The sequence below is a fragment of the Streptomyces sp. SAT1 genome, from assembly GCF_001654495.1.
Taxonomy (GTDB): domain Bacteria; phylum Actinomycetota; class Actinomycetes; order Streptomycetales; family Streptomycetaceae; genus Streptomyces; species Streptomyces andamanensis.
This window is the reverse complement of record NZ_CP015849.1, coordinates 5,980,870-6,001,287: the sequence shown is the minus strand read 5'-3', so window position 1 is coordinate 6,001,287 and position 20,418 is coordinate 5,980,870. Positions and strand designations below refer to the sequence as shown.

The following is a 20,418-nucleotide window of genomic DNA, read 5'->3' as shown; positions in this document are numbered from 1 at the left end:
GAACTCGAAGGGGTGCGGGGGGAGTGCTCCGGGCGGCGCGGAAGTGTGACGTTCCGGTGCGCCGCCCGGAGGGTCTGCCGGTTCTCCGGTCCGGGCCGGCCGGAACCCGTGGGCCCGGCCGCTCCGTTCCGGAGTCCTACGCCCGGCCGGTCAGGTGCTCGGGCCGGACGGGGGTGCGGGGGAGTTCGAGACCGGTCGCGTTCCGGATCGCCGCGAGGACGGCCGGGGTGGACGACAGGGTGGGAGCCTCGCCGATGCCGCGCAGCCCGTACGGGGCGTGCTCGTCGGCGAGTTCGAGCACGTCGACCGGGATGGTCGGGGTGTCGAGGATGGTGGGGAGCAGGTAGTCCGTGAAGGAGGGATTGCGGACCTTCGCCGTCTTGGGGTCGACGATGATCTCCTCCATGATGGCGATGCCCAGGCCCTGGGTGGTGCCGCCCTGGATCTGCCCGATGACGGAGAGCGGGTTGAGCGCCTTGCCGACGTCCTGCGCGCAGGCCAGTTCGACGACCTTGACCAGGCCGAGTTCGGTGTCGACCTCGACGACGGCGCGGTGCGCGGCGAAGGAGTACTGCACATGGCCGTTGCCCTGGCCGGTGCGCAGGTCGAACGCCTCGGTGGGCCGGTGGCGCCACTCCGCCTCGATCTCCACGGCCTCGTCCTCCAGGACGTCGGCCAGGTCGGCGAGGACCTCGCCGCCGTCGGTGACCACCTTGCCGCCCTCCAGCAGGAGTTCGGCGGTGGCCCAGGCGGGGTGGTAGGAGCCGAACTTGCGCCGGCCGATCTCCAGGACCCGTTCGCGCACCAGCTCGCAGGAGTTCTTGACGGCGCCGCCGGTGACGTACGTCTGCCGGGAGGCCGAGGTGGAACCCGCCGAGCCGACCTGGGTGTCGGCCGGGTGGATGGTCACCTGGGTGACGCCCAGCTCGGTGCGGGCGATCTGGGCGTGCACGGTGACGCCGCCCTGGCCGACCTCCGCCATGGCCGTGTGCACGGTGGCGACGGCCTCGCCGCCCACCACCTCCATGCGCACCTTGGCGGTGGAGTAGTCGTCGAAGCCCTCGGAGAAGCCGACGTTCTTGATGCCGACCGCGTAGCCGACACCGCGGACGACGCCCTCGCCGTGCGTGGTGTTGGACAGTCCGCCGGGCAGCTGGCGCACGTCGGCGCCCTCGCTGGACTCCCACTGCCGCTCGGGCGGCAGCGGCATCGCCTTGACGCGGCGCAGCAGTTCGGCGACCGGGGCCGGGGAGTCGACCGGCTGCCCGGTCGGCATGATCGTCCCCTGCTCCATGGCGTTGAGCCGGCGGAACTCCACCCGGTCCATGCCCACCTTGTCGGCGAGCTTGTCCATCTGCGCCTCGTAGGCGAAGCACGCCTGGACCGCGCCGAAGCCGCGCATGGCGCCGCAGGGCGGGTTGTTGGTGTAGAGGGCGATGGCCTCGATGTCCACGTCGTCGATGACGTACGGTCCCGCCGACAGCGAGGAGGCGTTGCCGACGACCGCCGGGGAGGCGGAGGCGTAGGCGCCGCCGTCCAGCACGATCCGGCACTTCATGTGGGTGAGCTTGCCGTCCTTGGTGGCGCCGTGCTCGTAGTGCAGCCGGGCCGGGTGGCGGTGGACGTGCCCGAAGAAGGACTCGAACCGGTTGTAGACGATCTTGACGGGCTTGCCGGTGCGCAGCGCCAGCAGACAGGCGTGGATCTGCATCGACAGGTCCTCGCGCCCGCCGAAGGCGCCGCCGACGCCGGCCAGGGTCATGCGGACCTTGTCCTCGGGCAGGCCGAGGACGGGCGCGATCTGGCGCAGGTCGGAGTGGAGCCACTGGGTGGCGACGTAGAGGTGGACGCCGCCGTCCTCCTCGGGCACGGCGAGGCCCGACTCCGGGCCGAGGAACGCCTGGTCCTGCATGCCGAAGTAGTAGTCGCCCTCGACGATGAAGTCGGCCTTCTTCGCGGCCTCGTCGGCATTGCCGCGCACGATCGGCTGGCGGTGCACGATGTTGGGGTGCGGGACGTGGCCGATGATGGGGGCACCCCCTGGACCGGAGCCTGCCGGAGGTCCTAGGGGGAGGTCGTCGCGCGTCTCGTGGACGAGGACGGCGTCCGGGGCGGTCGCGGTGGCCTCGTCGGTGATGACGGGCAGTTCCTTGTACTCCACCTTGATCTTGGCGGCGGCGCGCCGCGCGGTCTCGGGGTGGTCGGCGGCCACGATGGCGACCGGTTCGCCGTGGTGGCGCACCTTGCCGTGGGCGAGCACCGGGGTGTCCTGGATCTCCAGGCCGTAGTGCTTCGTCTCGGCGGGCAGGTCGTCGTAGGTCAGCACGGCGTACACGCCGGCCAGGGCGAGCGCCTCGGAGACGTCGATGGAGACGATCTCGGCGTGCGCGACGGTGGAGCGCAGGATCTGGCCCCAGAGCATGTCCTCGTGCCACATGTCGGACGAGTACGCGAACTCGCCGGTGACCTTGAGGATGCCGTCGGGCCGGAGCGTGGACTCGCCGACACCGCCCTTGGTGCGGTAGCCCTGGGTGAGTTTGGTGGGAGCACCGTTGGCCGTGGTCATGTCAGACCCCCTCGGACTGGCGGGCGGCCGCCAGGCGCACCGCGTCCATGATCTTCTCGTAGCCCGTGCAGCGGCACAGGTTGCCCGACAGCGCCTCGCGGATGTCCGCGTCGGTCGGGTTGGCGTTGCGTTCGAGCATCTCGTCGGCGGCGACCAGCAGGCCGGGCGTGCAGAAGCCGCACTGGACGGCGCCCGCGTCGATGAACGCCTGCTGCACCGGGGACAGTTCGGTGCCCTCGCCGGTCTGCGAGTCGTTGCCCTGGGCGCGCCAGCCCTTGGCCTCGTCCAGCGAGGTGCCGCAGGCGCCGCTCGCGCAGCCGGCGCCCTCGGCGCGCTGCCGGGCGAAGTCCGCCAGGCCCTCGACGGTCACGACCTCGCGGCCCTGCACCTGTCCGGCCGCGACCAGGCAGGAGCACACCGGCACGCCGTCCAGGCGCACCGTGCACGAGCCGCACTCGCCCTGTTCGCAGGCGTTCTTGGAGCCGGGCAGGCCCAGGCGCTCGCGCAGCACGTAGAGCAGCGACTCGCCCTCCCAGACGTCGTCGGCCTCCTGCGGGCGTCCGTTGACGGTGAAGTTGACGCGCATCACGCAGCTCCCTCGGTGGCGCGGCGGGTGCCGCGGTACGACTCCCAGGTCCAGGTGAGTGTCCGGCGGGCCATCACGCCGACCGCGTGGCGGCGGTAGCTCGCGGTGCCCCGGACGTCGTCGATCGGGTTGCAGGCGGCGGCGCACAGCTCGGCGAACTGCTTGGCCACCGACGGAGTGATGATCTTCCCGTTGTCCCAGAAGCCGCCCTCCTCCAGGGCCGCGGCCAGGAACTCCTCGGCGGCGGCGGCCCGCACCGGGGTGGGGGCGGCCGAGCCGATGCCGGTGCGGACGGTGCGGGTCCCGGGGTGCAGGGCGATGCCGAAGGCGCAGACCGCGATGACCATGGCGTTGCGGGTGCCGACCTTGGAGTACTGCTGCGGGCCGTCCGCCTTCTTGATGTGCACCGCGCGGATCAGCTCGTCCGGCGCGAGGGCGTTGCGCTTGACGCCGGTGTAGAACTCGTCGATCGGGATGCGGCGGGTGCCGCGCACCGACTCGGCCTCGACCTCGGCGCCCGCGGCGAGCAGGGCGGGGTGGGCGTCACCGGCGGGAGAGGCCGTGCCGAGGTTGCCGCCGACGCCGCCGCGGTTGCGGATCTGCGGGGAGGCCACCGTGTGCGAGGCGAGCGCCAGGCCGGGCAGCTCGGCACGGAGACTGTCCATGATGCTGGTGTAGGGCACCGAGGCCCCCAGCCGCACGCTGTCCTCGCCGACCTCCCACTCGTAGAGGTCTCCGATGCGGTTGAGGTCGAGGAGGCACTCGGGCCGGCGGTGGTCGAAGTTGATCTCGACCATCACGTCGGTGCCGCCCGCGATCGGTACAGCGGTGGGGTGCTCGGCCTTCGCGGCGAGCGCCTCCTCCCAGCTGGCGGGGCGAAGGAAGTCCATGACCGGCTCTCTTCTTCGTCTCGGAAGGTCGTACAGATTGAGCCAATCCGTGTGCGGCGGGCCAGGCTCGTTCATGTGCTGTTCACGTGGAGTGGAGTCAGTACACAACCGAGTACTCCGGCGGGGTCAGTCACCGAAACCATGAAGGGTTTGGCTGGCCGCAGGATGCATCTTGTAGATTCGTATGAACGAAGGCCGTCACCCGCATCTTCGTTTCCCCCGGGAAACAGAGGTCACGGCCCGGCGGGGCCCCACCAGCGGCCGAGTCGCCGGCCGGCCATCGGGCGGACCCCTCGCCCACAAGATCCATCATAGATTTCGAGACAAGAGAACGGCGGCGACGAGACATGCGGCTGCGCGCACTGCTGGACACCGACGCGCTGGGCCTGAAACTGCTCGGCGGCGAGGAGGAGCTGGACCGCACCGTCCGCGGTGTGATGACCACCGACCTGCGCGATCCGAGCCGCTACCTCTCCGGCGGCGAGCTGGTGCTGACGGGCCTGGCCTGGCGCCGGGACGCCGCCGACGCCGAGCCGTTCGTCCGCACCCTGGTGCAGGCCCAGGTCGCCGCGCTGGCCGCGGGCGAGGCCGAGCTGGGCGAGGTGCCCGAGGACCTGGTGCTGGCCTGCGCCCGGCACCGGCTGCCGCTGTTCGCGGTGCACGAGTCGGTGGCGTTCGCGACGATCACCGAGCACGTGGTGCGGCAGGTCTCCGGCGAGCGCGCGGGCGATCTCGCGGCCGTGGTGGACCGGCACCGCCGGATGATGACCGCGGGACCGGCGGGCGGCGGCCCGGACGTGGTCCTCGACCTGCTCGGCTCCGACCTGGACCTGCGGGCCTGGCTGCTCTCCCCCGCCGGACGGCTGATCGCCGGCCCCAAGGTCGGCGGGCCCGCGCTGCCCCCGCAGACCTGCCGGACGCTGGCCGCCGGGCAGCTGGCGGCCGCCCGCACCGGACGGCGCGGACCGCACCGGGTCACGCTGGAGGGCACGACGTACTCGCTGTTCCCCATCCGCGGCGGCGGGCGCGCCCCGCAGGCCGGACGGGACGTGCGCGAGACGGTGCTGTCGGACTGGCTGCTGGCCGTCGAGGCGGACGCCGGCGACTGGGCCGAGGAGCGGCTCGACCTCCTCCAGGGCGTCACCCAGCTGATCGCGGTCGAGCGGGACCGGCGGGACGCGGCGCGCACGGTGCGCCGACGGCTCGCGCAGGAAGTGCTCGAGCTGGTGCAGAGCGGCGCGCCGCCCGCCGAGATCGCCGCGCGGCTGCGGGTGGCCGCGCCGGTGCTGCTGCCCGGCCTCGGCTCGGCCCCGCACTGGCAGGTCGTGGTGGCCCGCGTCGAGTGGGACGGCCGCGGCGAGGAGAGCGGCCCCATCGCCCAGTCCCTGCTGGAGGAGATCCTGGTCGACCCGCTCAGCACCGGCCCCGAGCCGTCCGACCGGATAGCCGTCGCGCACAGCGGCGGCGAGGCCATCGCCCTGGTGCCGCTCCCCGCCGTCCCCGCCGAGCAGGAAGGCCCGGGGGCCGGGATCCTCGCCGACGCGCTGCTGCGCTCCGTACGGGACCCGCTGGCCGCCGGTCTGGACGACGACGGGCGGCTCACCCTCGGCGTCAGCGCGGCCGTGCACTCCGCCGAGGGGCTGCGCGGCGCCCTGGAGGAGGCCCGGCACGCCCGCCGGGTCGCGGCGGCCCGCCCCGGCCGGGTCTGCGCGGCCGGGCACCAGGAGCTGGCCTCGCACGTGCTGCTGCTGCCGTTCGTCCCGGACGACGTGCGCCGCGCCTTCACCGCGCGGCTGCTGGACCCGCTGCGCGACTACGACCGCAGGCACCGCGCGGAGCTGATCCCGACCCTGGAGGCGTTCCTCGACTGCGACGGCTCCTGGACGCGCTGCGCGACCCGGCTCCACCTGCACGTCAACACGCTGCGCTACCGGGTCGGGCGGATCGAGCAGTTGACGGGCCGTGACCTGTCGCGCCTGGAGGACAAGCTGGACTTCTTCCTGGCCCTGCGCATGAGCTGAGGCCGGCGCGCGGGCCGCCGCCGGTGGCGCGTACCGGCCACCGTCCCACGACTTTGTGAAATCCTTCACCCGCCCCCTTGGCCGGGCCGCCGGATCCATGCTGAGATGCGGCCACCACTCAAGGCTCGAAGGCGTGCTCGGGGAGGGCAACGTGGCGCATACCGCCATGTCTGGTAACGGAACGACCGCTGGTGACGATCCACTCCAGACCGCGGTATGGCGGCTGCGCTCACGCGCGTGCTGGGCCGACGCGGCCGCGCTGCTGCCGGTGGGCACCGCCGCCGCAGCGCTCCAGCGCACCGTGCTGCTGGTGGAGCGCTGCCTGTACACCGAGGCGGGCTGGGAGGAGGCCGAGGACGCGCTGCGCACCGCGGAGGCGCTGGCCCACTCCGACGAGGAGCGCGGCGCCGCCGCTTGTGAACGCGGGTACTTGGCCTACTCCGCGACGCTGCACGGCGTACGGGACCGGGCCGACGAGGCGCGCTCGGCGCTCGGCCGGGCCGCCGCGCTGATCGAGCCGGGCGGGGCGGGGCGGGCGCTGCTGGACTTCCGGCGCGGGCTGATCGCGGAGAACCTGACCCGCTCCGCGCAGGCCGCGCGCGCCGCCTACCGCCGCGCCCACGCGGGCGCCACCGCCCGGCCCGACCCGCTGCTGCTCTCCTTCACCTGGCGCCATCTGGCCGGACTCGCCCTGCGCGAGGGCGAGTTGGCCGAGGCCCGGCACGGGTTCGCCGAGTCCCTGCGGATCCGCGAGGAACTGGGCTACCTGGTCGGCACCGCCCCCGCCCTGGTCTCCCTGGCCGACACCGAGGAGGAGCCCGAGGCGTCCCGGCTGCGCGAGGAGGCCCGCCGGCTGTTCCGCCTGCTGGGCGGCGTGCCCACCTGGCTGTCCCGGCAGCTCGCCCCACCACCGGGCGCGGCCACGGCCTGATCCCCCGGGGCCACGGCCCGATCCGGCGGGCGCGGGCCCATCCGGGGAGCACGGGACCATCCAGCGAACGCGGGACCATCCGGCGGGCACGGGACCGCCCGGCGAGCGCGGGACCGCCCGGCGAGCGCGGGCGCCCGGTCCGCGCCGGTCAGCCGGGGGTGGCGAAGTGGGCGTCCACCAGGGCGCGGACCGCGGCGCCGTCGCGGGCGATCAGGGCGTCCAGGAGGGCGCCGTGCTCGGCGGCGTCGGCGACCAGACCGGCGCGGGCGGCGCGCGCGAGGGCGCCGGGCGGCGGCCACTGGGCCCGCCGGTGCAGGTCGCCGGCGACGCGGACGAGCTGTTCGTTGCCGGACAGGGCCAGTACGGCGCCGTGGAAGGCGTGGTCGGCCTCGGCGTAGGCGGCCGGGCTGCCCGAGGACGCGGCCCGGACGGTGGCCTCGGCCAGCGGGCGCAGCCCGGCCCAGCGTCCGGCGGGCACGGTGCGGGCCAGCCGGAGCAGCACGGGCACCTCGACCAGGGCCCGTACCTCGGCCAGCTCGGCGGCCTCGCGGGCGTCGCGCTCCACCACGCGGAAGCCGCGGTTGGGCACCACCTCGACGGCGCCCTCCAGTGTGAGCTGCTGCATCGCCTCGCGCACCGGGGTCGCCGACACCCCGAGCCGTTCGCCGAGCGCGGGCGCCGAGTACAGCTCGCCGGGCCGCAGCTCCCCCGTCACCAGGGCCGTGCGCAGCGCGTCGAGGACCTGTCCGCGCACGGAGGCGCGCCGCACCTCCCGTGGCGCCGGTACCGCCGGTACCGTGCGCGAGATTCCCGCCCCGGCGGGGGCCGGTATGCCCTGCTCCACGGTCCTCCTCCGGGTCCGCTCGTCTGTTCCGCCCTGGCATGAGGCCATATGACGCGATTCAGGACGACGAGTTGTCACTCGTCCGTCAAGGCACCTTAGGCGCAAGGGGCCGAGGGTTCACATTCCGGAGAAGTTGAGTAAGGTAAGGCTTACCTCTCACCCAGCAGCCCTTCGAACGCTGATCGGCGGTCCCGCATGCCTGTGCACCCTTCGGCCGTGGCGGACGCCTACGCCCGCCTCACCGAGGCCCTCCCGTCCTTCACGGTGACGGAGACCGGCCCGGCGGACGAGGCCCCCGCCGGGGGCGCCTGGGTGTCGGCCGCGGCCCTCGCGGCGGGCGGCGACGCCCTGGACGCGTATCTGGCCTGGGACGACGCACAGGTCCTGCGGGACTACGGCACCCCGGCCCGCCCGGACGTGGTGGCGAGCTTCGGACTGCACCGGTACGCCTGGCCGGCCTGCCTGCTGTTCACGATCCCGTGGTTCCTGCACCGCCGCGTGCCGTACCTGCCCCCGGAGCGCGTCTGGTACGACCGCTCCGCCGGCCGCATGGCCGTACGCCCCGGCTCCTTCGCCTGCCTGCCGGACGACCCGGCGGCAGCCCTGCCAGGCGCCCGCGTGGTGCCCGACGAGGACGCCCTGCGGGCCGAGGTGCGGGCGGCCGTCGCCGAGCACCTGGAACCGCTGCTCGCCGGGTTCGGACCGCGCATGCGGCGGCGCGGCCGGGCCATGTGGGGCATGGCGACCGACGAGGTCGTCGAGGGCCTGCACTACGTCGCCCAGCTGCTCGGCGAGCAGGAGCGGGCCCGGCGGGAGCTGGAGCTGCTGCTGCCCGGCACCACCCGCCCCTTCGTCGGCTCGACGGCCTTCCGCGAGCCGGCCGGGCCCAGCGACACGGCCTCGCCCGCCCGGGACCGGGTCAGCTGCTGCATGTTCTACACCGTGCGCCCCGAGGAGATCTGCGCCGGCTGCCCGCGCACCTGCGGCACGACCAGGGCCCCCAAACTCACCGCCGCCGCGGCCGCTTGAGCCTCCTGACCGCCCGTCAGGCGGTACGGAGCACAGCCGTGCGTCCCGTAAGATCATCCGCGAACAGGGCACCCTTGCGGGCACCGCGGTCACGGGAGATTCACGATTTCCCCACCCGGCACGGGAACTTTCCGCGGAACCATCCGTACGGGTAGTCTTATTCGAACTCAACTCCCGCCCCTCATGCGGCAGTTCGAGCAGAACGCCGTCCTCGGGCAGCCCCTTGCACCCCCTTGGCGGTCTCTTGCCCCGAAACCCCCTGAGGGCCGGTGGGATTGGGACACTATGGCGGGCGTTACGCCCTATCCCCATGCAAGGGACCCCAGATGAGACTGACCGACATATCGCTGAACTGGCTGCTTCCGGGCGCCGTACTGCTCCTGGGCGTGCTGGCGGCGGTGGCGGTGCTCGCGCGCGGCAAGCGGTCCGAAGGGAAGACGAGCACGGACGACTCGTGGGAGCGCAGCGAGGAGCGCCGCAGGCGCAAGGAGGCCGTCTACGGCACCGCCTCCTACGTCCTGCTGTTCTGCTGCGCGGCGGTCGCCGCGGCCCTCTCCTTCCACGGCCTGGTCGGCTTCGGCGAGCAGAACCTCGGCCTGACCGAAGGCTGGCAGTACCTGGTGCCGTTCGGCCTGGACGGCGCCGCGATGTTCTGCTCCGTGCTCGCGGTGCGCGAGGCCAGCCACGGTGACGCGGCGCTCGGCTCCCGCCTGCTGGTGTGGCTCTTCGCCGCTGCCGCCGCCTGGTTCAACTGGGTGCACGCGCCCCGGGGCGTCGACCACGCGGGCGCGCCCCAGTTCTTCGCCGGCATGTCGCTGTCCGCGGCGGTCCTCTTCGACCGCGCGCTGAAGCAGACCCGCCGGGCCGCACTGCGCGAGCAGGGCCTGGTCCCGCGGCCGCTGCCGCAGATCCGTATCGTCCGCTGGCTGCGGGCCCCCCGGGAGACCTACCGCGCCTGGTCGCTGATGCTCCTGGAGAACGTGCGCAGCCTGGACGAGGCGGTCGAGGAGGTCCGCGAGGACGCCCGGCAGAAGGAGGAGAACCGGCGGCTGCGGCGCGAGCACGACCGGGTGGAGCGCGCCCAGCTCAAGGCGATCAGCCGGGGCCACCGCGGCTTTCCCGGCCGGGGCGGCCGGCAGGGCGAGGCACAGGCCCTGGAGCGCGGCTCCTCCCAGGCCGCCACGGAGCCTGCCATAGCGGCGGAACCGCTTCCGGTGCGCGCCAGGCCCTCGCTCCAGCCCGTCCGCAAGGGCGGTGACGCCATCACCGTCGACCTCACCGCGGAGGACGACACACAGGCGCTGCCGCGTCTGGACTCGCTGGAGCGCAAGCTCAAGGACCTGGAGCAGCAGTTCGGCTGAGGGTCGTACGGTCACCGAGTGACCGTGGGGGAAGGGGGCGCGGACCGCGAGGTCCGGGCCCCCTCCCCGTTGTCCGGGCCCGCGCCGCCCCGCCGTCCGTCGTCCGGCGCCCGGCTTCCGTCCCGGGTCAGGCGGCCCGCCCGCCCAGCTCGAACCAGACGGACTTGCCGATCTCGTGCGGGCACACGCCCCAGTCGTCCGCGAGGGACTCGACCAGCACGAGTCCCCTGCCGTTGGTGTCCTCGGCGGCGACCGGCACCCGCGGCCGCGGTCCCCTGGCCACGAAGTCCCGTACCTCCACGCGCAGTCCGTCCGGGGAGACGGTGGCCGTCAGGATCGCGTCGTCGTCGGTGTGCACCAACGCGTTGGTCACCAGTTCGCTGGTGAGCAGCTCGGCGACCTCCGACCGCTCCGGCGGCCCCCAGCGGTGCAGCAGCTCCCGCAGCGCCCGCCTGGCCTCGGGCACCGCCCGCAGATCCGCGCGGCCCAGCCGGCGTCTCAGCTGCGACGCCGCCGCCCGGTCCGCCGCCCGGTCCGCCTCTCCGAATTCCTCGTCCCCCGCCGTCCTCACCGGGGAGGCCCCCGCCGTCATGGGCCCGCCCCCTCGTGCCTGACTCGTCATCTCCCCCGCCCGCGTGCCGATGTCGGTTCCCCTCCAGCTCGAACACGTTCACGGGGATCCATGCCCCGTGAGGTCCGGGGCAGTCATGTCGAATCGTCAACGACCGTGTGTTCGGCCATGTCCGGGCACTCCCGGCAGCGCCCCACGGGGGCGTCGCGGACCGCCCTGCCGTGGGCCCCGGGCAGGGCCGGTGCCCCACCGGACGCGCCCGGGATACCCGGCCGCCCGGCCCGCGGTTCCCGGGCCGGGCCGCCGCCGCCCGCACCCGGCCGATTCCGGCCACGCATGGGCCCGTACGGGCCTGTACGGGCCTGTACGGACACTCATGGTCGCTCAGGTGTACGACAGCCGGGCGGGCGCGCCGCGGCCGGAACTTGGCCGGAGTACGACGCTCTCCACGGGGGCGCCCTCAGGGCCGCGGCACGTTGCGCAGGTTCGACCGGGCCATCTGGAGCATCCGCCCCACCCCGCCGTCGAGCACGATCTTGGACGCCGACAGGGCGAAGCCGGACACCATCTCGGCGCTGATCTTCGGCGGGATGGACAGGGCGTTGGGGTCGGTGACGACGTCCACCAGCGCGGGACCCTTGTGTTTGAACGCGTCCTTCAGGGCGCCCGCCAGCTCCTTGGGTTTCTCCACCCGGACACCGTGCGCGCCGCAGGCACGGGCGACGGCGGCGAAGTCCGGGTTCTTGTTGGTGGTGCCGTACGAGGGCAGGCCCGCGACCAGCATCTCCAGCTCCACCATGCCGAGCGAGGAGTTGTTGAACAGCACCACCTTCACCGGCAGGTCGTACTGGACCAGGGTCAGGAAGTCGCCCATCAGCATGGCGAAGCCGCCGTCCCCGGACAGTGAGACCACCTGCCGGTTCCGGTCGGTGAACTGGGCGCCGATCGCCATCGGCAGCGCGTTCGCCATGGACCCGTGCGAGAAGGAACCGATGATCCGGCGGCGCCCGTTGGGCGAGAGATAGCGGGCGCCCCACACGTTGCACATGCCGGTGTCGATGGTGAACACGGCGTCGTCGGCGGCGAGGTCGTCCAGTACGGCGGCCACGTACTCGGGATGGATCGGGACGTGCTTGTCGACCTTGCGCGTGTACGCCTTGACGACCCCCTCCAGCGCGTCCGTGTGCTTCTTGAGCATCCGGTCCAGGAACCGCCGGTTCGTCTTCTCCCGCACCCGGGGGATCAGACAGCGCAGCGTCTCCCTCACATCGCCCCACACGGCCAGGTCGAGCTTGGACCGCCGGCCCAGCACCTCGGGCCGCACGTCGACCTGTGCGATCTGCACGTCGTCGGGCAGGAACGCGTTGTACGGGAAGTCCGTGCCGAGCAGGATCAGCAGGTCGCACTCGTGGGTGGCCTCGTAGGCGGCGCCGTAGCCGAGCAGCCCGCTCATCCCGACGTCGTACGGATTGTCGTACTGGATCCACTCCTTGCCGCGCAGCGCGTGCCCCACCGGTGACTTGACCTTCCCGGCGAACTCCATCACCTCGGCGTGCGCGCCCGCCGTGCCGCTGCCGCAGAACAGGGTGACCTTGCCGGCCGCGTCGATCATCCGGACCAGCCGGTCGATCTCCGCGTCGCCGGGCCGGACGGTGGGCCGCGAGGTCACGATGGCGGTCTCGGCGGCCTTGTCGGGCGCCGGCTCGGCCGCGATGTCGCCGGGCAGCGTGACGACGCTGACCCCGCTGCGGCCCACCGCGTGCTGGATGGCGGTGTCCAGCAGCCGGGGCATCTGCTTGGCGCTGGAGATCAGCTCGCTGTAGTGGCTGCACTCCTGGAACAACCGGTCGGGATGCGTCTCCTGGAAGTAGCCGAGGCCGATCTCGCTGGACGGGATGTGCGAGGCGAGGGCGAGCACCGGGGCCATGGAGCGGTGGGCGTCGTACAGGCCGTTGATGAGGTGCAGGTTGCCGGGGCCGCAGGAGCCGGCACAGGCCGTCAGCTTCCCGGTGATCTGTGCCTCGGCACCGGCCGCGAACGCGGCGGTCTCCTCGTGGCGTACGTGGATCCAGTCGATGGCGGAGTTGCGCCGGACCGCGTCGACGACCGGGTTGAGGCTGTCCCCGACGACGCCGTACAGGCGTTTGACACCGGCACGGACGAGGATGTCGACGAACTGCTCTGCGACGTTCTGCTTGGCCATGCTCCCGGTACCCTTCGGTCTTTGGCCGACTGCCGCCGACCACTGCGGACTCCTGGGTCCATGAATTCACAGCCCCGTCGCTCACGCCTCCCAGATGGCGGCGGCGCTGCGGTCGTCCGCGTAGCCCTTCACCCGCACCTGGGCGTCCGCGAGGAACGCGGCGAGACCCGGCACGGCGGAACCGGCCCACCGCCGGGCGAGATACACGCCCAGTTCGGCCTCGCCGCGCAGCGGCTCGGCGAGGCCGCCGGTGCACATCAGGAGGGTGTCACCCGGCCGGGCTACCCCGGCACGGAAGCGGAAGGGCTCCGCGTGGGGCGGCCGGGACTCCTCCGCGTGCGCGGACCGCGGGTCCTGCGGGGCCGGGGCGCCGAGATCCAGGGTGAACGGGTCGGTGGGCGCGGCGGCCGGTCCGGACGGCTCGGGCGGACCCAGCGACTCGGGTGGCTGCGGCGGGTGGGGAGGCTGCGGCCGCTGGTGGGGGCCCGGCTGTCCGGACGGGTCCGGTTCGTCGGTGACACGGGGTTCGATGTCCTGCCAGGCACCGTCCCGCAGCCGGAAGAGGCCGCCCTCGCCCACCCCGAAGAAGACCCGCGTCCGGCAGTGCGGGTCGGCGGGCAGCAGCAGACAGCGCAGCGTGGCCGCGTACTCCTCCGGGGCCAGGCCCTGTTCCACGGCGCTGGCGCGGAGTCTGCCCAGGCTGCGGTCGGTGAGCCGCTGGAGACCTGACTTCAGCTCACCGCGCCGGGCCGCCCGGATGTCCTCGGCCAGCCGGACGTGACTGCGGCCGACCGCCCGCGCGATCCACCGGCACACCTCGGCCGCCGCGCGGTGCGCGCCCGGTCTCGCGCGCACGCCGGTGGCCATCGCGACGAGGATCAGCGCCTGCTCGCCCGCGCCGAAGCGCGCGGTGAGCAGCGCGTCCCGGCGCGGCTCGCCCCGGTAGCGCGGCGAATCGCCGCGGACCGAGACGGCACGCAGCGTGCAGGCGCCGTACCGGGCGCCGTCCACCACGGTGTCCGGGACCAGATCGTCGAGCGCATCGGGGTCGGCGGCCGGGAGCGCGGTGGGCTCGGCGTCGTACGTCGGCGGCCCGGACCCCACGTGGGCGACGACGAGCGAGGCGGGGCCCGGCGGGCCGTCGGGGCCGTCGGGCCCGGTCGGCGGGGGCGCGGCCGGTGGGGCCTCCCAGGGGGCCCGCTGCCACCAGGAGGCCGGTCCGGGACCCGGCCCGCCGGGAGCCGGCCCGTCGAGACCCGGCCCGTCCGGAGCCGGTCCGTCCGGAGCCGGTCCGTCCGGAGCCGGTCCGTCGGGAGCCGCAGCGGGGCGCGGGGCTGCCGCCGGGGGTCCGGTGGGGGCTCCGGTGCCGGATGCCGTTCCAGCGCCGGATGCCGTCAGCCGCATGGTCGGCGGGCCGTCCGTGAGCAGGTCCGGGTACAGGTCTGGTTCCGGGTCCAGTGCCGGTGCCCGTGCCGGGTCCAGGTCCGATGCCGGGTCCAGGCCCGGCGCCGGGTCCAGGTGCGGGTCCGGGTCCAGGTGCGGGTCCGGAACGGGATCCTGGCCTCGGCCGGAGTTCTGGTCCTGCTCCTGCTCCCGGCCTCTGTCCAGGCCGTTGCCCTGTCCCAGGCCCTGGTCCTGGTCCTGGTCCTGGCCCACGTCCCGGTCGAGGTCCAGGGCCAGGGCCGGACAGGGGTACGGGCCCAGATCCAGGTCCGGGGGGTCGGGCCGGTCCCCCTCCCCCGCAGGAACTGCGGCCGGGCCCGCGGCCCGGTCCAGCGCCCCGGACGCCGAGGCGAAACGGTCGTCCAGGGAATCGGCCGCGGCCGTGGGACCCGTGTCCTCGGTGGAGTCGTCGTACAACTGCCGCCACCAGTCGTCCTCATGACCGGTGGGCCTTCCCCCCTGCTGGCTCATGCCCCCGATTGTTCACCGCGCGGGCCGGAGGAAAACGGGGCATCGGGAAAATCCGGCCCCGGCGGACGACCGGAACGGCCTGCCGGGCTACGTACCGAACTCACGTACGGAAAGTGCCGCCGGGCGGTCCCACCCCCCACGGGAGAACCGCCCGGCGACGTCTGGTGGACCCGGGTCAGGGTCAGGTTCCGGACGGCCGGAACCCGGCCGTCCAAGAGGTCCGCGGCCGCCGGTCGCGACTGCCGGACCGAGTCGTACGGCGAGCCGCGCGCCGGTGTGCGCGCTGAGGCGTGCGCCGGAGTGGCCGGCCGTGTCCCCGCAGGCCACCCGCGTGGGCCACCCCGGCGAGGCCGGCTGACGAGCCGCCGTCACCGGCTCCTCGGTGGTGCCACCTTGTCAGGATGACCAGGGCTACGGCGATGATGTTGGGCGGCGGGTTTGCGCCGTGGCTGTTTCCCGCCACCGCGGCACGCCGCCGGCCGACGGCGGGCGACCGGCGACAGGACCCGAAGAGCCTGAAGAGGAGGAACCGCAGCTGATGCTGGCAGCGATAGGGCTGGACGAGAGGCACGAGTCGGCGTACCGGGCGCTGGTGGCCGTGGGCGCCGCCGACGTGCCCGACCTCGCCCGGCGGCTGATGCTCGGCGAGCACGACACCGAGCGCGCCCTGCGCCGGCTGGAGCGGCACGGGCTCGCGGCCCAGTCCTCGGCCCGGCCGGGCCGCTGGGTCGCCGCCCCGCCCGGGGTGGCGCTCGGCGCGCTGCTCACCCAGCAGCGGCACGAGCTGGAGAAGGCGGAGCTGGCCGCCGCGCTGCTCGCCGAGGAGTACCGCGCGGCGGCGGCCGAGCCGTCGGTGCACGATCTGATCGAGGTGGTCACCGGCGCCTCCGCGGTCGCCCAGCGCTTCCTCCAGTTGCAACTGGGCGCGGCCGACGAGGTGTGCGCCCTGGTCACCGGCAATCCGATGGTGGTCTCCGGGATGGAGAACGACGCCGAGGAGCAGGCGGCGGGCCGCGGTGTGCGCTACCGGGTGGTGGTCGAGCGCGCGGTGCTCGACCTGCCGCACGGCATCACGGAGCTGACCGCCGCGCTGGGCCGCGACGAACGGGTGCGGGTCGTCGACGAGGTGCCGACCAAACTGGTCGTCGCGGACCGGGCGCTGGCCATGGTGCCGCTCACCTCCCGCATGGCGGAGCCCGCCGCGCTCGTCGTGCACTCCAGCGGTCTGCTGGAGCTGCTGTCGGGGCTGTTCGAGTCGGTGTGGCGGGGCGCGCTGCCGCTGCGCCTCGGCGCGTCCGGTGTCGTCGAGCAGGGCCCGCACGCCCCGGACGCCACCGACCTCCAGGTGCTCTCCCTGCTCCTGGCGGGGCTGACCGACGCGAGCGTCGCCAAACAGCTCGACCTGGGCCTGCGGACGGTGCAGCGGCGGGTGAAGCGGCTGATGGAGCTGACCGGTGTGAGCACCCGGCTGCAACTGGGCTGGCACGCCTACGAACGCGGCTGGGTGGCCCGGGAGCCGCACGACGTGTGACCCGCCGGGCGGCCCGCCCGGCAGGTGGGCCGGGCCGGGCCGCCCGTTCGCGGCGTGCCCCGGGGAGGGCGCGGTGCGCCGGCCGCTTCCGAGGTGCTTGGCTGCTGTCATGACCGAATTCACCGAGGCGGAGCGCGCCTATCTGAGGACCCAGCGGCTGGGGCGGCTGGCCACCGTCGATCCGCGCGGCCAGCCGCAGGCCAACCCCGTCGGCTTCTTCCCGCAGGACGACGGCACCATCCTGATCGGCGGCCAGGCGATGGGCCGGACGAAGAAGTGGCGCAATCTGCGGCAGAACCCCAAGGTCGCCCTGGTCGTCGACGACATCGTCAGCCTCGACCCCTGGAAGGTGCGCGGCGTGGACATCCGCGGCGAGGCCGAACTCCTCACCGGAACGCACACCCTGGGTCCGCGGTTCAGCGAGGAGGTGATCCGCGTCCATCCGCGGTGGATCCACAGCTGGGGGCTGGACGACGGCCGGGACGGCTGACCCCAGGGGCCCGGCCCACGGCGGCGGTACGCCCTACGGCAGCGGTACGTCCTACGGCAGCGGTACGCCCTCCAGCGCGAGCAGCCGCACCTTGCGGTCCAGCCCGCCGGCGTACCCGGTGAGCGTGCCGTTGGCGCCGATCACCCGGTGGCAGGGGCGCACCACGAGCAGTGGGTTGGCGCCGATGGCGCCGCCGACGGCGCGCACGGCCGCCCGGGAGGCCCCGATCCGCGCGGCGATCTCGCCGTACGTCGTGGTCGTGCCGTACGGGACGGCGTCCAGCGCGGCCCACACCCGCTCCCGGAACGCGCTGCCCTCGCTGCGCAGCGGCAGGGCGAACTCCCTGAGTTCACCGGCGAAGTAGGCCCGCAACTGCTCCTCGGCCGCCCGGAACGGGCCGGTGTCGTGCCGCCAGTCGTCCCGCACGGTGCGTCCGCCCTTCTGGCCGGGCACGGACAGGGAGGTGAGGACACCGTCCCCGTCGGCGGTCAGGAGCAGTTGTCCGAGCGGGCTGTCGCAGCGCGTCCAGTAGGTCGCTCCCGCCTCGGCGAGGGGGGCGCCGGGGGTCTCGATGACGGTCTCCATGCTGGTCACGGTGGTCACGGTGTCTCCAAGTCGTCTGCCACCCGCAGGTGGAGGAGTGCGTACGAGCGCCAGGGGCGCCAGTGGTCGGGGACCGGCACGCCGGGCGGGGCCACGTCGGGGTCGCCGAGGGCGCGGGTGCGGACGGCGGCGGCCGTGGCGGCGTCCAGGCCGGGCACCGCGAGCAGCGCCCGGTGCGCCTCGTCCCGGTCGGCGCCGGGGTCCAGCCGTACCGCGCCGTCGGCGAGGGCGGCGGCCAGCGCGCCGAGGGTACCGCCGGGCTCGGCGCCCGCGAGCGCGGCGGGTTCCGGGAACAGATGGGTCAGCGTGCCGCAGGGCGCGTCGAGCGCCTTGCCGTGGCGCCGCACCAGTTCCCCGGCCGCCTCCGGTCCCGTCAGCGCCCGCAGCGCCGTCTCGTCGGGGTCGGCGGAACCCGGCGACCGCAGTCCCGGCCTGGCCGCGACCAGCGGCGCCAGCCGGGGGTCGGCGCCGAGCCGTTCGTCGACGGCGTACGGATCGGCGTCGAGGTCGAACAGCCGCCGCAGCCGCTGCACGGCCGTCGTCAGGTCGCGCGGGTCGGTCAGGTGCAGCCGGGCCTCCAGCCAGCCGCCCGGGTGGGCGCAGGAGGCGGTGCGCGGTCCGCCGGGGCGCTCGTCGGCGGCGACGATCCCGGTGCCGTGGGGCAGCCGCAGGGTCCGCCGGTACGTACGCGCGCCCGGCCGGCCGCTCACCTCCTCGACGCCGGGCACGGCCTCGCGGCTCAGCAGGTCGAAGACGGGTCCGGCCTGGTAGGGGCCGCGGTGGGCGAGCCGCAGCGGTATCCCGGCGGTGGGCGTGGCCGCCCGCCGGTGCCTGGTGCGGGGCGCGGCGGCCCGCAGCTCGCTCGGGGTCGCGGCGTAGACCTCCCGGATCGTGTCGTTGAACTGCCGCACGCTGGCGAACCCGGCCGCGAAGGCGATCTCGGTCACCGGCAGACCGGTGGTCTGGAGCAGCACCCGGGCGGTGTGCGCGCGCTGCGCGCGGGCGAGGGCGACCGGCCCGGCGCCCACCTCGGCGGTGAGCTGGCGCTGCACCTGCCGTGCGCTGTAACCGAGCCGGGCGGCGAGCCCGCCCACGCCCTCGCGGTCGATCACGCCGTCGCCGATCAGCCGCATGGCCCGGCCGACCACGTCGGCCCGCACGTTCCACGCGGCCGAGCCGGGCACCGCGTCCGGCCGGCACCGCCGGCAGGCGCGGAAGCCCGCGCCCTGGGCGGCGGCGGCCGTGGCGTAGTAGCGCACATTGCGTTGTTTCGGGGTCACGGCCGGGCAGCTGGGACGGCAGTAGATCCCGGTCGTCTCGACGGCGAAGAAGAACTCTCCGTCGAACCGGCCGTCCCGGCTGCGGACCGCCTCGTACCTGGTGTCTTCGTCCATCACACCGTCCAGTGTCCGCCCCCCTGCCGTCCTCGGCTGGCGGGAATCGGACACGGGCTTCGAGGCCGCTGCCAGGCTCCGCCGCGGCCCCGCTATCCCCAGCGCCCCCGCTTCGCCTCCATGGCGGCCCGGCCCTCCGCCCCCTTGCGCTTCCAGTCGCGGCGGATCTCCGCCCGCAGCCGCGCGTCGGTCTTGGCGACGATGCGCTGGTTCTCGCGCATCAGCTTGCGGTAGCTCTCCAGCCGCCGCTCGGGCAGCTCGCCCGAGTCGATGGCGGCCAGCACCGCGCAGCCCGGCTCGCTGAGATGGGCGCAGTCCTGGAACCGGCACCCCCCGGCCAGCTCCTCGATCTCGGCGAACACCTGTCCGACACCGCTCTCGGCGTCCCACAGGCCGACCCCGCGCAGCCCCGGCGTGTCGATCAGTACGCCGCCGCCGGGCAGGGCGAGCAGATTGCGGGTGGTGGTGGTGTGCCGGCCCTTGCCGTCGACGTCCCGGGCGGCCCGCACCTCCATCACCTCCTCGCCCAGCAGCGCGTTGGCGAGGGTCGACTTGCCCGCACCGGACTGCCCCAGCAGCACGGACGTGCCCCCGGAGACGGCGGCGAGGAGCGCGTCGAGCCCCTCCCCCGCCATCGAGCTGACCGCGAGCACCGGCACCCCGGGCGCCGCCGTCTCCACGTCCTGGACGAGGTACGACAGCGCCACCGGGTCGGGCACCAGATCCGCCTTGGTCAGCACGACCAGCGGCTGCGCGCCCGACTCCCAGGCCAGCGCGAGGAACCGCTCGATCCGGCCGAGGTCCACCTCGACGGCCAGCGACACGGCGACGATCGCGTGGTCCACGTTGGCGGCGAGGATCTGCCCCTCGGACCGCTTGGAGGAGGTGGAGCGCAGGAAGGCGGTCCGGCGCGGCAGGTACGTACGGACGTAGCGCGGGTTGCCGCCGGGTTCGACGGCGACCCAGTCACCGGTGCACACCACCCGCATCGGATCGTGCGGCGTCACGAACGCGGTGTCCGCGCGCAGCACACCGCCCGCGGTGACGACGTCGCACTGCCCGCGGTCGACCCGCACCACCCGCCCGGCGAGCAGCCCCTGCTCACCGTACGGGCCGAACTCCGCCGCCCAGCCCTCGTCCCAGCCGTACCGGACGAGCGCCGCCTCACCGGCGGAGGAGGGAGCGGAGGAGGAAGAACTGGCAGAAGAAGAAGCAGAAGAAGACGAAGCATGGAGAGACAAGGGGAACCCTTCACAGGGCGGCCCCGGGCTCGCGCAGATGCGCGCTGGGAGAAGAGGTCAGCCGGAGACCGCGGAGATGCAGTGGATGCTCTGGTGGTTGCGGGCAGCGCCCATCACGGAGACAGCCATGGGTCACACCTCCTGGTCGGATCCGGTCGACGGGGGCGGCGGCAGCCGATGGCCACCGCCCGTAGCGTCCCTCACCCTAGGGACTCGCTCCTCCCCCGCGCCACGGAATTTCCC

General features: G+C 74.2%; 16 protein-coding genes. 6 read left to right on the top strand and 10 right to left on the bottom strand.

Going from position 1 to position 20,418, the window contains the following annotated elements:
- Positions 1 to 136: 136 nt before the first annotated feature.
- Genes A8713_RS25700 through A8713_RS25690 form a run of 3 tightly spaced genes read right to left on the bottom strand, consistent with a single transcriptional unit; the run spans position 137 to position 4,042 of the window.
- Positions 137 to 2,566, bottom strand: coding sequence for a xanthine dehydrogenase family protein molybdopterin-binding subunit (locus A8713_RS25700; RefSeq protein ID WP_064535919.1), 2,430 nt, complete (start codon positions 2,564 to 2,566; stop codon positions 137 to 139).
- 1 nt (position 2,567) lies between these two features.
- The gene (locus A8713_RS25695; protein ID WP_064535918.1) at positions 2,568 to 3,152 is read right to left on the bottom strand and encodes a (2Fe-2S)-binding protein; all 585 of its coding nucleotides are present in this window, start codon (positions 3,150 to 3,152) and stop codon (positions 2,568 to 2,570) included.
- Positions 3,152 to 4,042, bottom strand: a complete 891-nt coding sequence (locus tag A8713_RS25690; protein WP_064535917.1) for an FAD binding domain-containing protein — start codon at positions 4,040 to 4,042, stop codon at positions 3,152 to 3,154. Before A8713_RS25690 ends, A8713_RS25695 begins: the two co-directional genes overlap by 1 nt.
- A gap of 347 nt (positions 4,043 to 4,389) precedes the next feature.
- Here A8713_RS25690 and A8713_RS25685 point away from each other — a divergent pair, with 347 nt between their 5' ends.
- Together A8713_RS25685 and A8713_RS25680 are read left to right on the top strand one after the other, a co-directional pair.
- Positions 4,390 to 6,063, top strand: coding sequence for a PucR family transcriptional regulator (locus A8713_RS25685; RefSeq protein WP_064535916.1), 1,674 nt, complete (start codon positions 4,390 to 4,392; stop codon positions 6,061 to 6,063).
- A 166-nt stretch (positions 6,064 to 6,229) separates the two neighbouring features.
- Entirely contained in the window at positions 6,230 to 6,994 is a 765-nt protein-coding gene (locus tag A8713_RS25680) for a hypothetical protein (protein ID WP_037874612.1), read from the top strand.
- A 148-nt stretch (positions 6,995 to 7,142) separates the two neighbouring features.
- Here the strand turns inward: A8713_RS25680 and A8713_RS25675 are convergent, their stop codons facing one another.
- Positions 7,143 to 7,886 carry a GntR family transcriptional regulator gene (locus A8713_RS25675; RefSeq protein WP_443069747.1) on the bottom strand — a complete coding sequence of 248 codons (744 nt, stop codon included), beginning with the start codon at positions 7,884 to 7,886 and terminating at the stop codon, positions 7,143 to 7,145.
- A gap of 147 nt (positions 7,887 to 8,033) precedes the next feature.
- Here A8713_RS25675 and A8713_RS25670 point away from each other — a divergent pair, with 147 nt between their 5' ends.
- Positions 8,034 to 8,867: a (2Fe-2S)-binding protein gene (locus tag A8713_RS25670; protein WP_064535915.1), complete on the top strand. Its 834-nt coding sequence runs from the start codon at positions 8,034 to 8,036 to the stop codon at positions 8,865 to 8,867.
- A gap of 326 nt (positions 8,868 to 9,193) precedes the next feature.
- Complete coding sequence (locus A8713_RS25665; RefSeq protein WP_064535914.1) at positions 9,194 to 10,228, top strand: DUF2637 domain-containing protein; 1,035 nt, start codon at positions 9,194 to 9,196, stop codon at positions 10,226 to 10,228.
- Between the two features lie 127 nt (positions 10,229 to 10,355).
- Here the strand turns inward: A8713_RS25665 and A8713_RS25660 are convergent, their stop codons facing one another.
- The 3 genes from A8713_RS25660 to A8713_RS25650 all read right to left on the bottom strand — a co-directional run bounded on the left by A8713_RS25660 (position 10,356) and on the right by A8713_RS25650 (position 14,916).
- A complete protein-coding gene (locus A8713_RS25660; protein ID WP_173860905.1) occupies positions 10,356 to 10,820 on the bottom strand; it encodes an ATP-binding protein in 465 nt (154 codons plus the stop codon).
- A gap of 439 nt (positions 10,821 to 11,259) precedes the next feature.
- On the bottom strand, positions 11,260 to 13,002 hold the full coding sequence (locus A8713_RS25655) for a pyruvate dehydrogenase (protein ID WP_064535913.1): 1,743 nt from the start codon (positions 13,000 to 13,002) through the stop codon (positions 11,260 to 11,262).
- A gap of 81 nt (positions 13,003 to 13,083) precedes the next feature.
- Positions 13,084 to 14,916, bottom strand: a complete 1,833-nt coding sequence (locus A8713_RS25650; protein WP_064535912.1) for a protein phosphatase 2C domain-containing protein — start codon at positions 14,914 to 14,916, stop codon at positions 13,084 to 13,086.
- Positions 14,917 to 15,454: 538 nt separating this feature from the next.
- Here A8713_RS25650 and A8713_RS25645 point away from each other — a divergent pair.
- The gene (locus A8713_RS25645) at positions 15,455 to 16,447 is read left to right on the top strand and encodes a helix-turn-helix transcriptional regulator (protein ID WP_064535911.1); all 993 of its coding nucleotides are present in this window, start codon (positions 15,455 to 15,457) and stop codon (positions 16,445 to 16,447) included.
- A 109-nt stretch (positions 16,448 to 16,556) separates the two neighbouring features.
- The gene (locus tag A8713_RS25640; protein WP_064535910.1) at positions 16,557 to 16,937 is read left to right on the top strand and encodes a PPOX class F420-dependent oxidoreductase; all 381 of its coding nucleotides are present in this window, start codon (positions 16,557 to 16,559) and stop codon (positions 16,935 to 16,937) included.
- 51 nt (positions 16,938 to 16,988) lie between these two features.
- Here A8713_RS25640 and A8713_RS25635 read toward each other — a convergent pair whose 3' ends face one another.
- From A8713_RS25635 to rsgA, 3 genes are all read right to left on the bottom strand, one after another.
- Entirely contained in the window at positions 16,989 to 17,522 is a 534-nt protein-coding gene (locus A8713_RS25635) for a methylated-DNA--[protein]-cysteine S-methyltransferase (protein WP_064537712.1), read from the bottom strand.
- A gap of 14 nt (positions 17,523 to 17,536) precedes the next feature.
- Positions 17,537 to 18,934 (bottom strand): bifunctional transcriptional activator/DNA repair enzyme AdaA, encoded by a 1,398-nt coding sequence (locus A8713_RS25630; RefSeq protein WP_173860995.1) that lies wholly within the window; start codon positions 18,932 to 18,934, stop codon positions 17,537 to 17,539.
- A 92-nt stretch (positions 18,935 to 19,026) separates the two neighbouring features.
- Positions 19,027 to 20,175: a ribosome small subunit-dependent GTPase A gene (rsgA, locus tag A8713_RS25625; RefSeq protein ID WP_064535908.1), complete on the bottom strand. Its 1,149-nt coding sequence runs from the start codon at positions 20,173 to 20,175 to the stop codon at positions 19,027 to 19,029.
- Positions 20,176 to 20,418 lie beyond the last annotated feature (243 nt).

Coding starts and splice junctions, on each gene's coding strand:
- A8713_RS25675 (WP_443069747.1), bottom strand. CDS start 7,886: ATGGCCTCATGCCAGGGCGGAACAGACGAGCGGACCCGGAGGAGGACC.
- A8713_RS25695 (WP_064535918.1), bottom strand. CDS start 3,152: ATGCGCGTCAACTTCACCGTCAACGGACGCCCGCAGGAGGCCGACGAC.
- A8713_RS25670 (WP_064535915.1), top strand. CDS start 8,034: ATGCCTGTGCACCCTTCGGCCGTGGCGGACGCCTACGCCCGCCTCACC.
- A8713_RS25685 (WP_064535916.1), top strand. CDS start 4,390: ATGCGGCTGCGCGCACTGCTGGACACCGACGCGCTGGGCCTGAAACTG.
- A8713_RS25630 (WP_173860995.1), bottom strand. CDS start 18,934: ATGGACGAAGACACCAGGTACGAGGCGGTCCGCAGCCGGGACGGCCGG.
- A8713_RS25690 (WP_064535917.1), bottom strand. CDS start 4,042: ATGGACTTCCTTCGCCCCGCCAGCTGGGAGGAGGCGCTCGCCGCGAAG.
- A8713_RS25700 (WP_064535919.1), bottom strand. CDS start 2,566: ATGACCACGGCCAACGGTGCTCCCACCAAACTCACCCAGGGCTACCGC.
- A8713_RS25680 (WP_037874612.1), top strand. CDS start 6,230: ATGTCTGGTAACGGAACGACCGCTGGTGACGATCCACTCCAGACCGCG.
- A8713_RS25635 (WP_064537712.1), bottom strand. CDS start 17,522: ATGGAGACCGTCATCGAGACCCCCGGCGCCCCCCTCGCCGAGGCGGGA.
- A8713_RS25650 (WP_064535912.1), bottom strand. CDS start 14,916: ATGAGCCAGCAGGGGGGAAGGCCCACCGGTCATGAGGACGACTGGTGG.
- A8713_RS25660 (WP_173860905.1), bottom strand. CDS start 10,820: ATGACGGCGGGGGCCTCCCCGGTGAGGACGGCGGGGGACGAGGAATTC.
- A8713_RS25640 (WP_064535910.1), top strand. CDS start 16,557: ATGACCGAATTCACCGAGGCGGAGCGCGCCTATCTGAGGACCCAGCGG.
- A8713_RS25655 (WP_064535913.1), bottom strand. CDS start 13,002: ATGGCCAAGCAGAACGTCGCAGAGCAGTTCGTCGACATCCTCGTCCGT.
- A8713_RS25665 (WP_064535914.1), top strand. CDS start 9,194: ATGAGACTGACCGACATATCGCTGAACTGGCTGCTTCCGGGCGCCGTA.
- A8713_RS25645 (WP_064535911.1), top strand. CDS start 15,455: ATGCTGGCAGCGATAGGGCTGGACGAGAGGCACGAGTCGGCGTACCGG.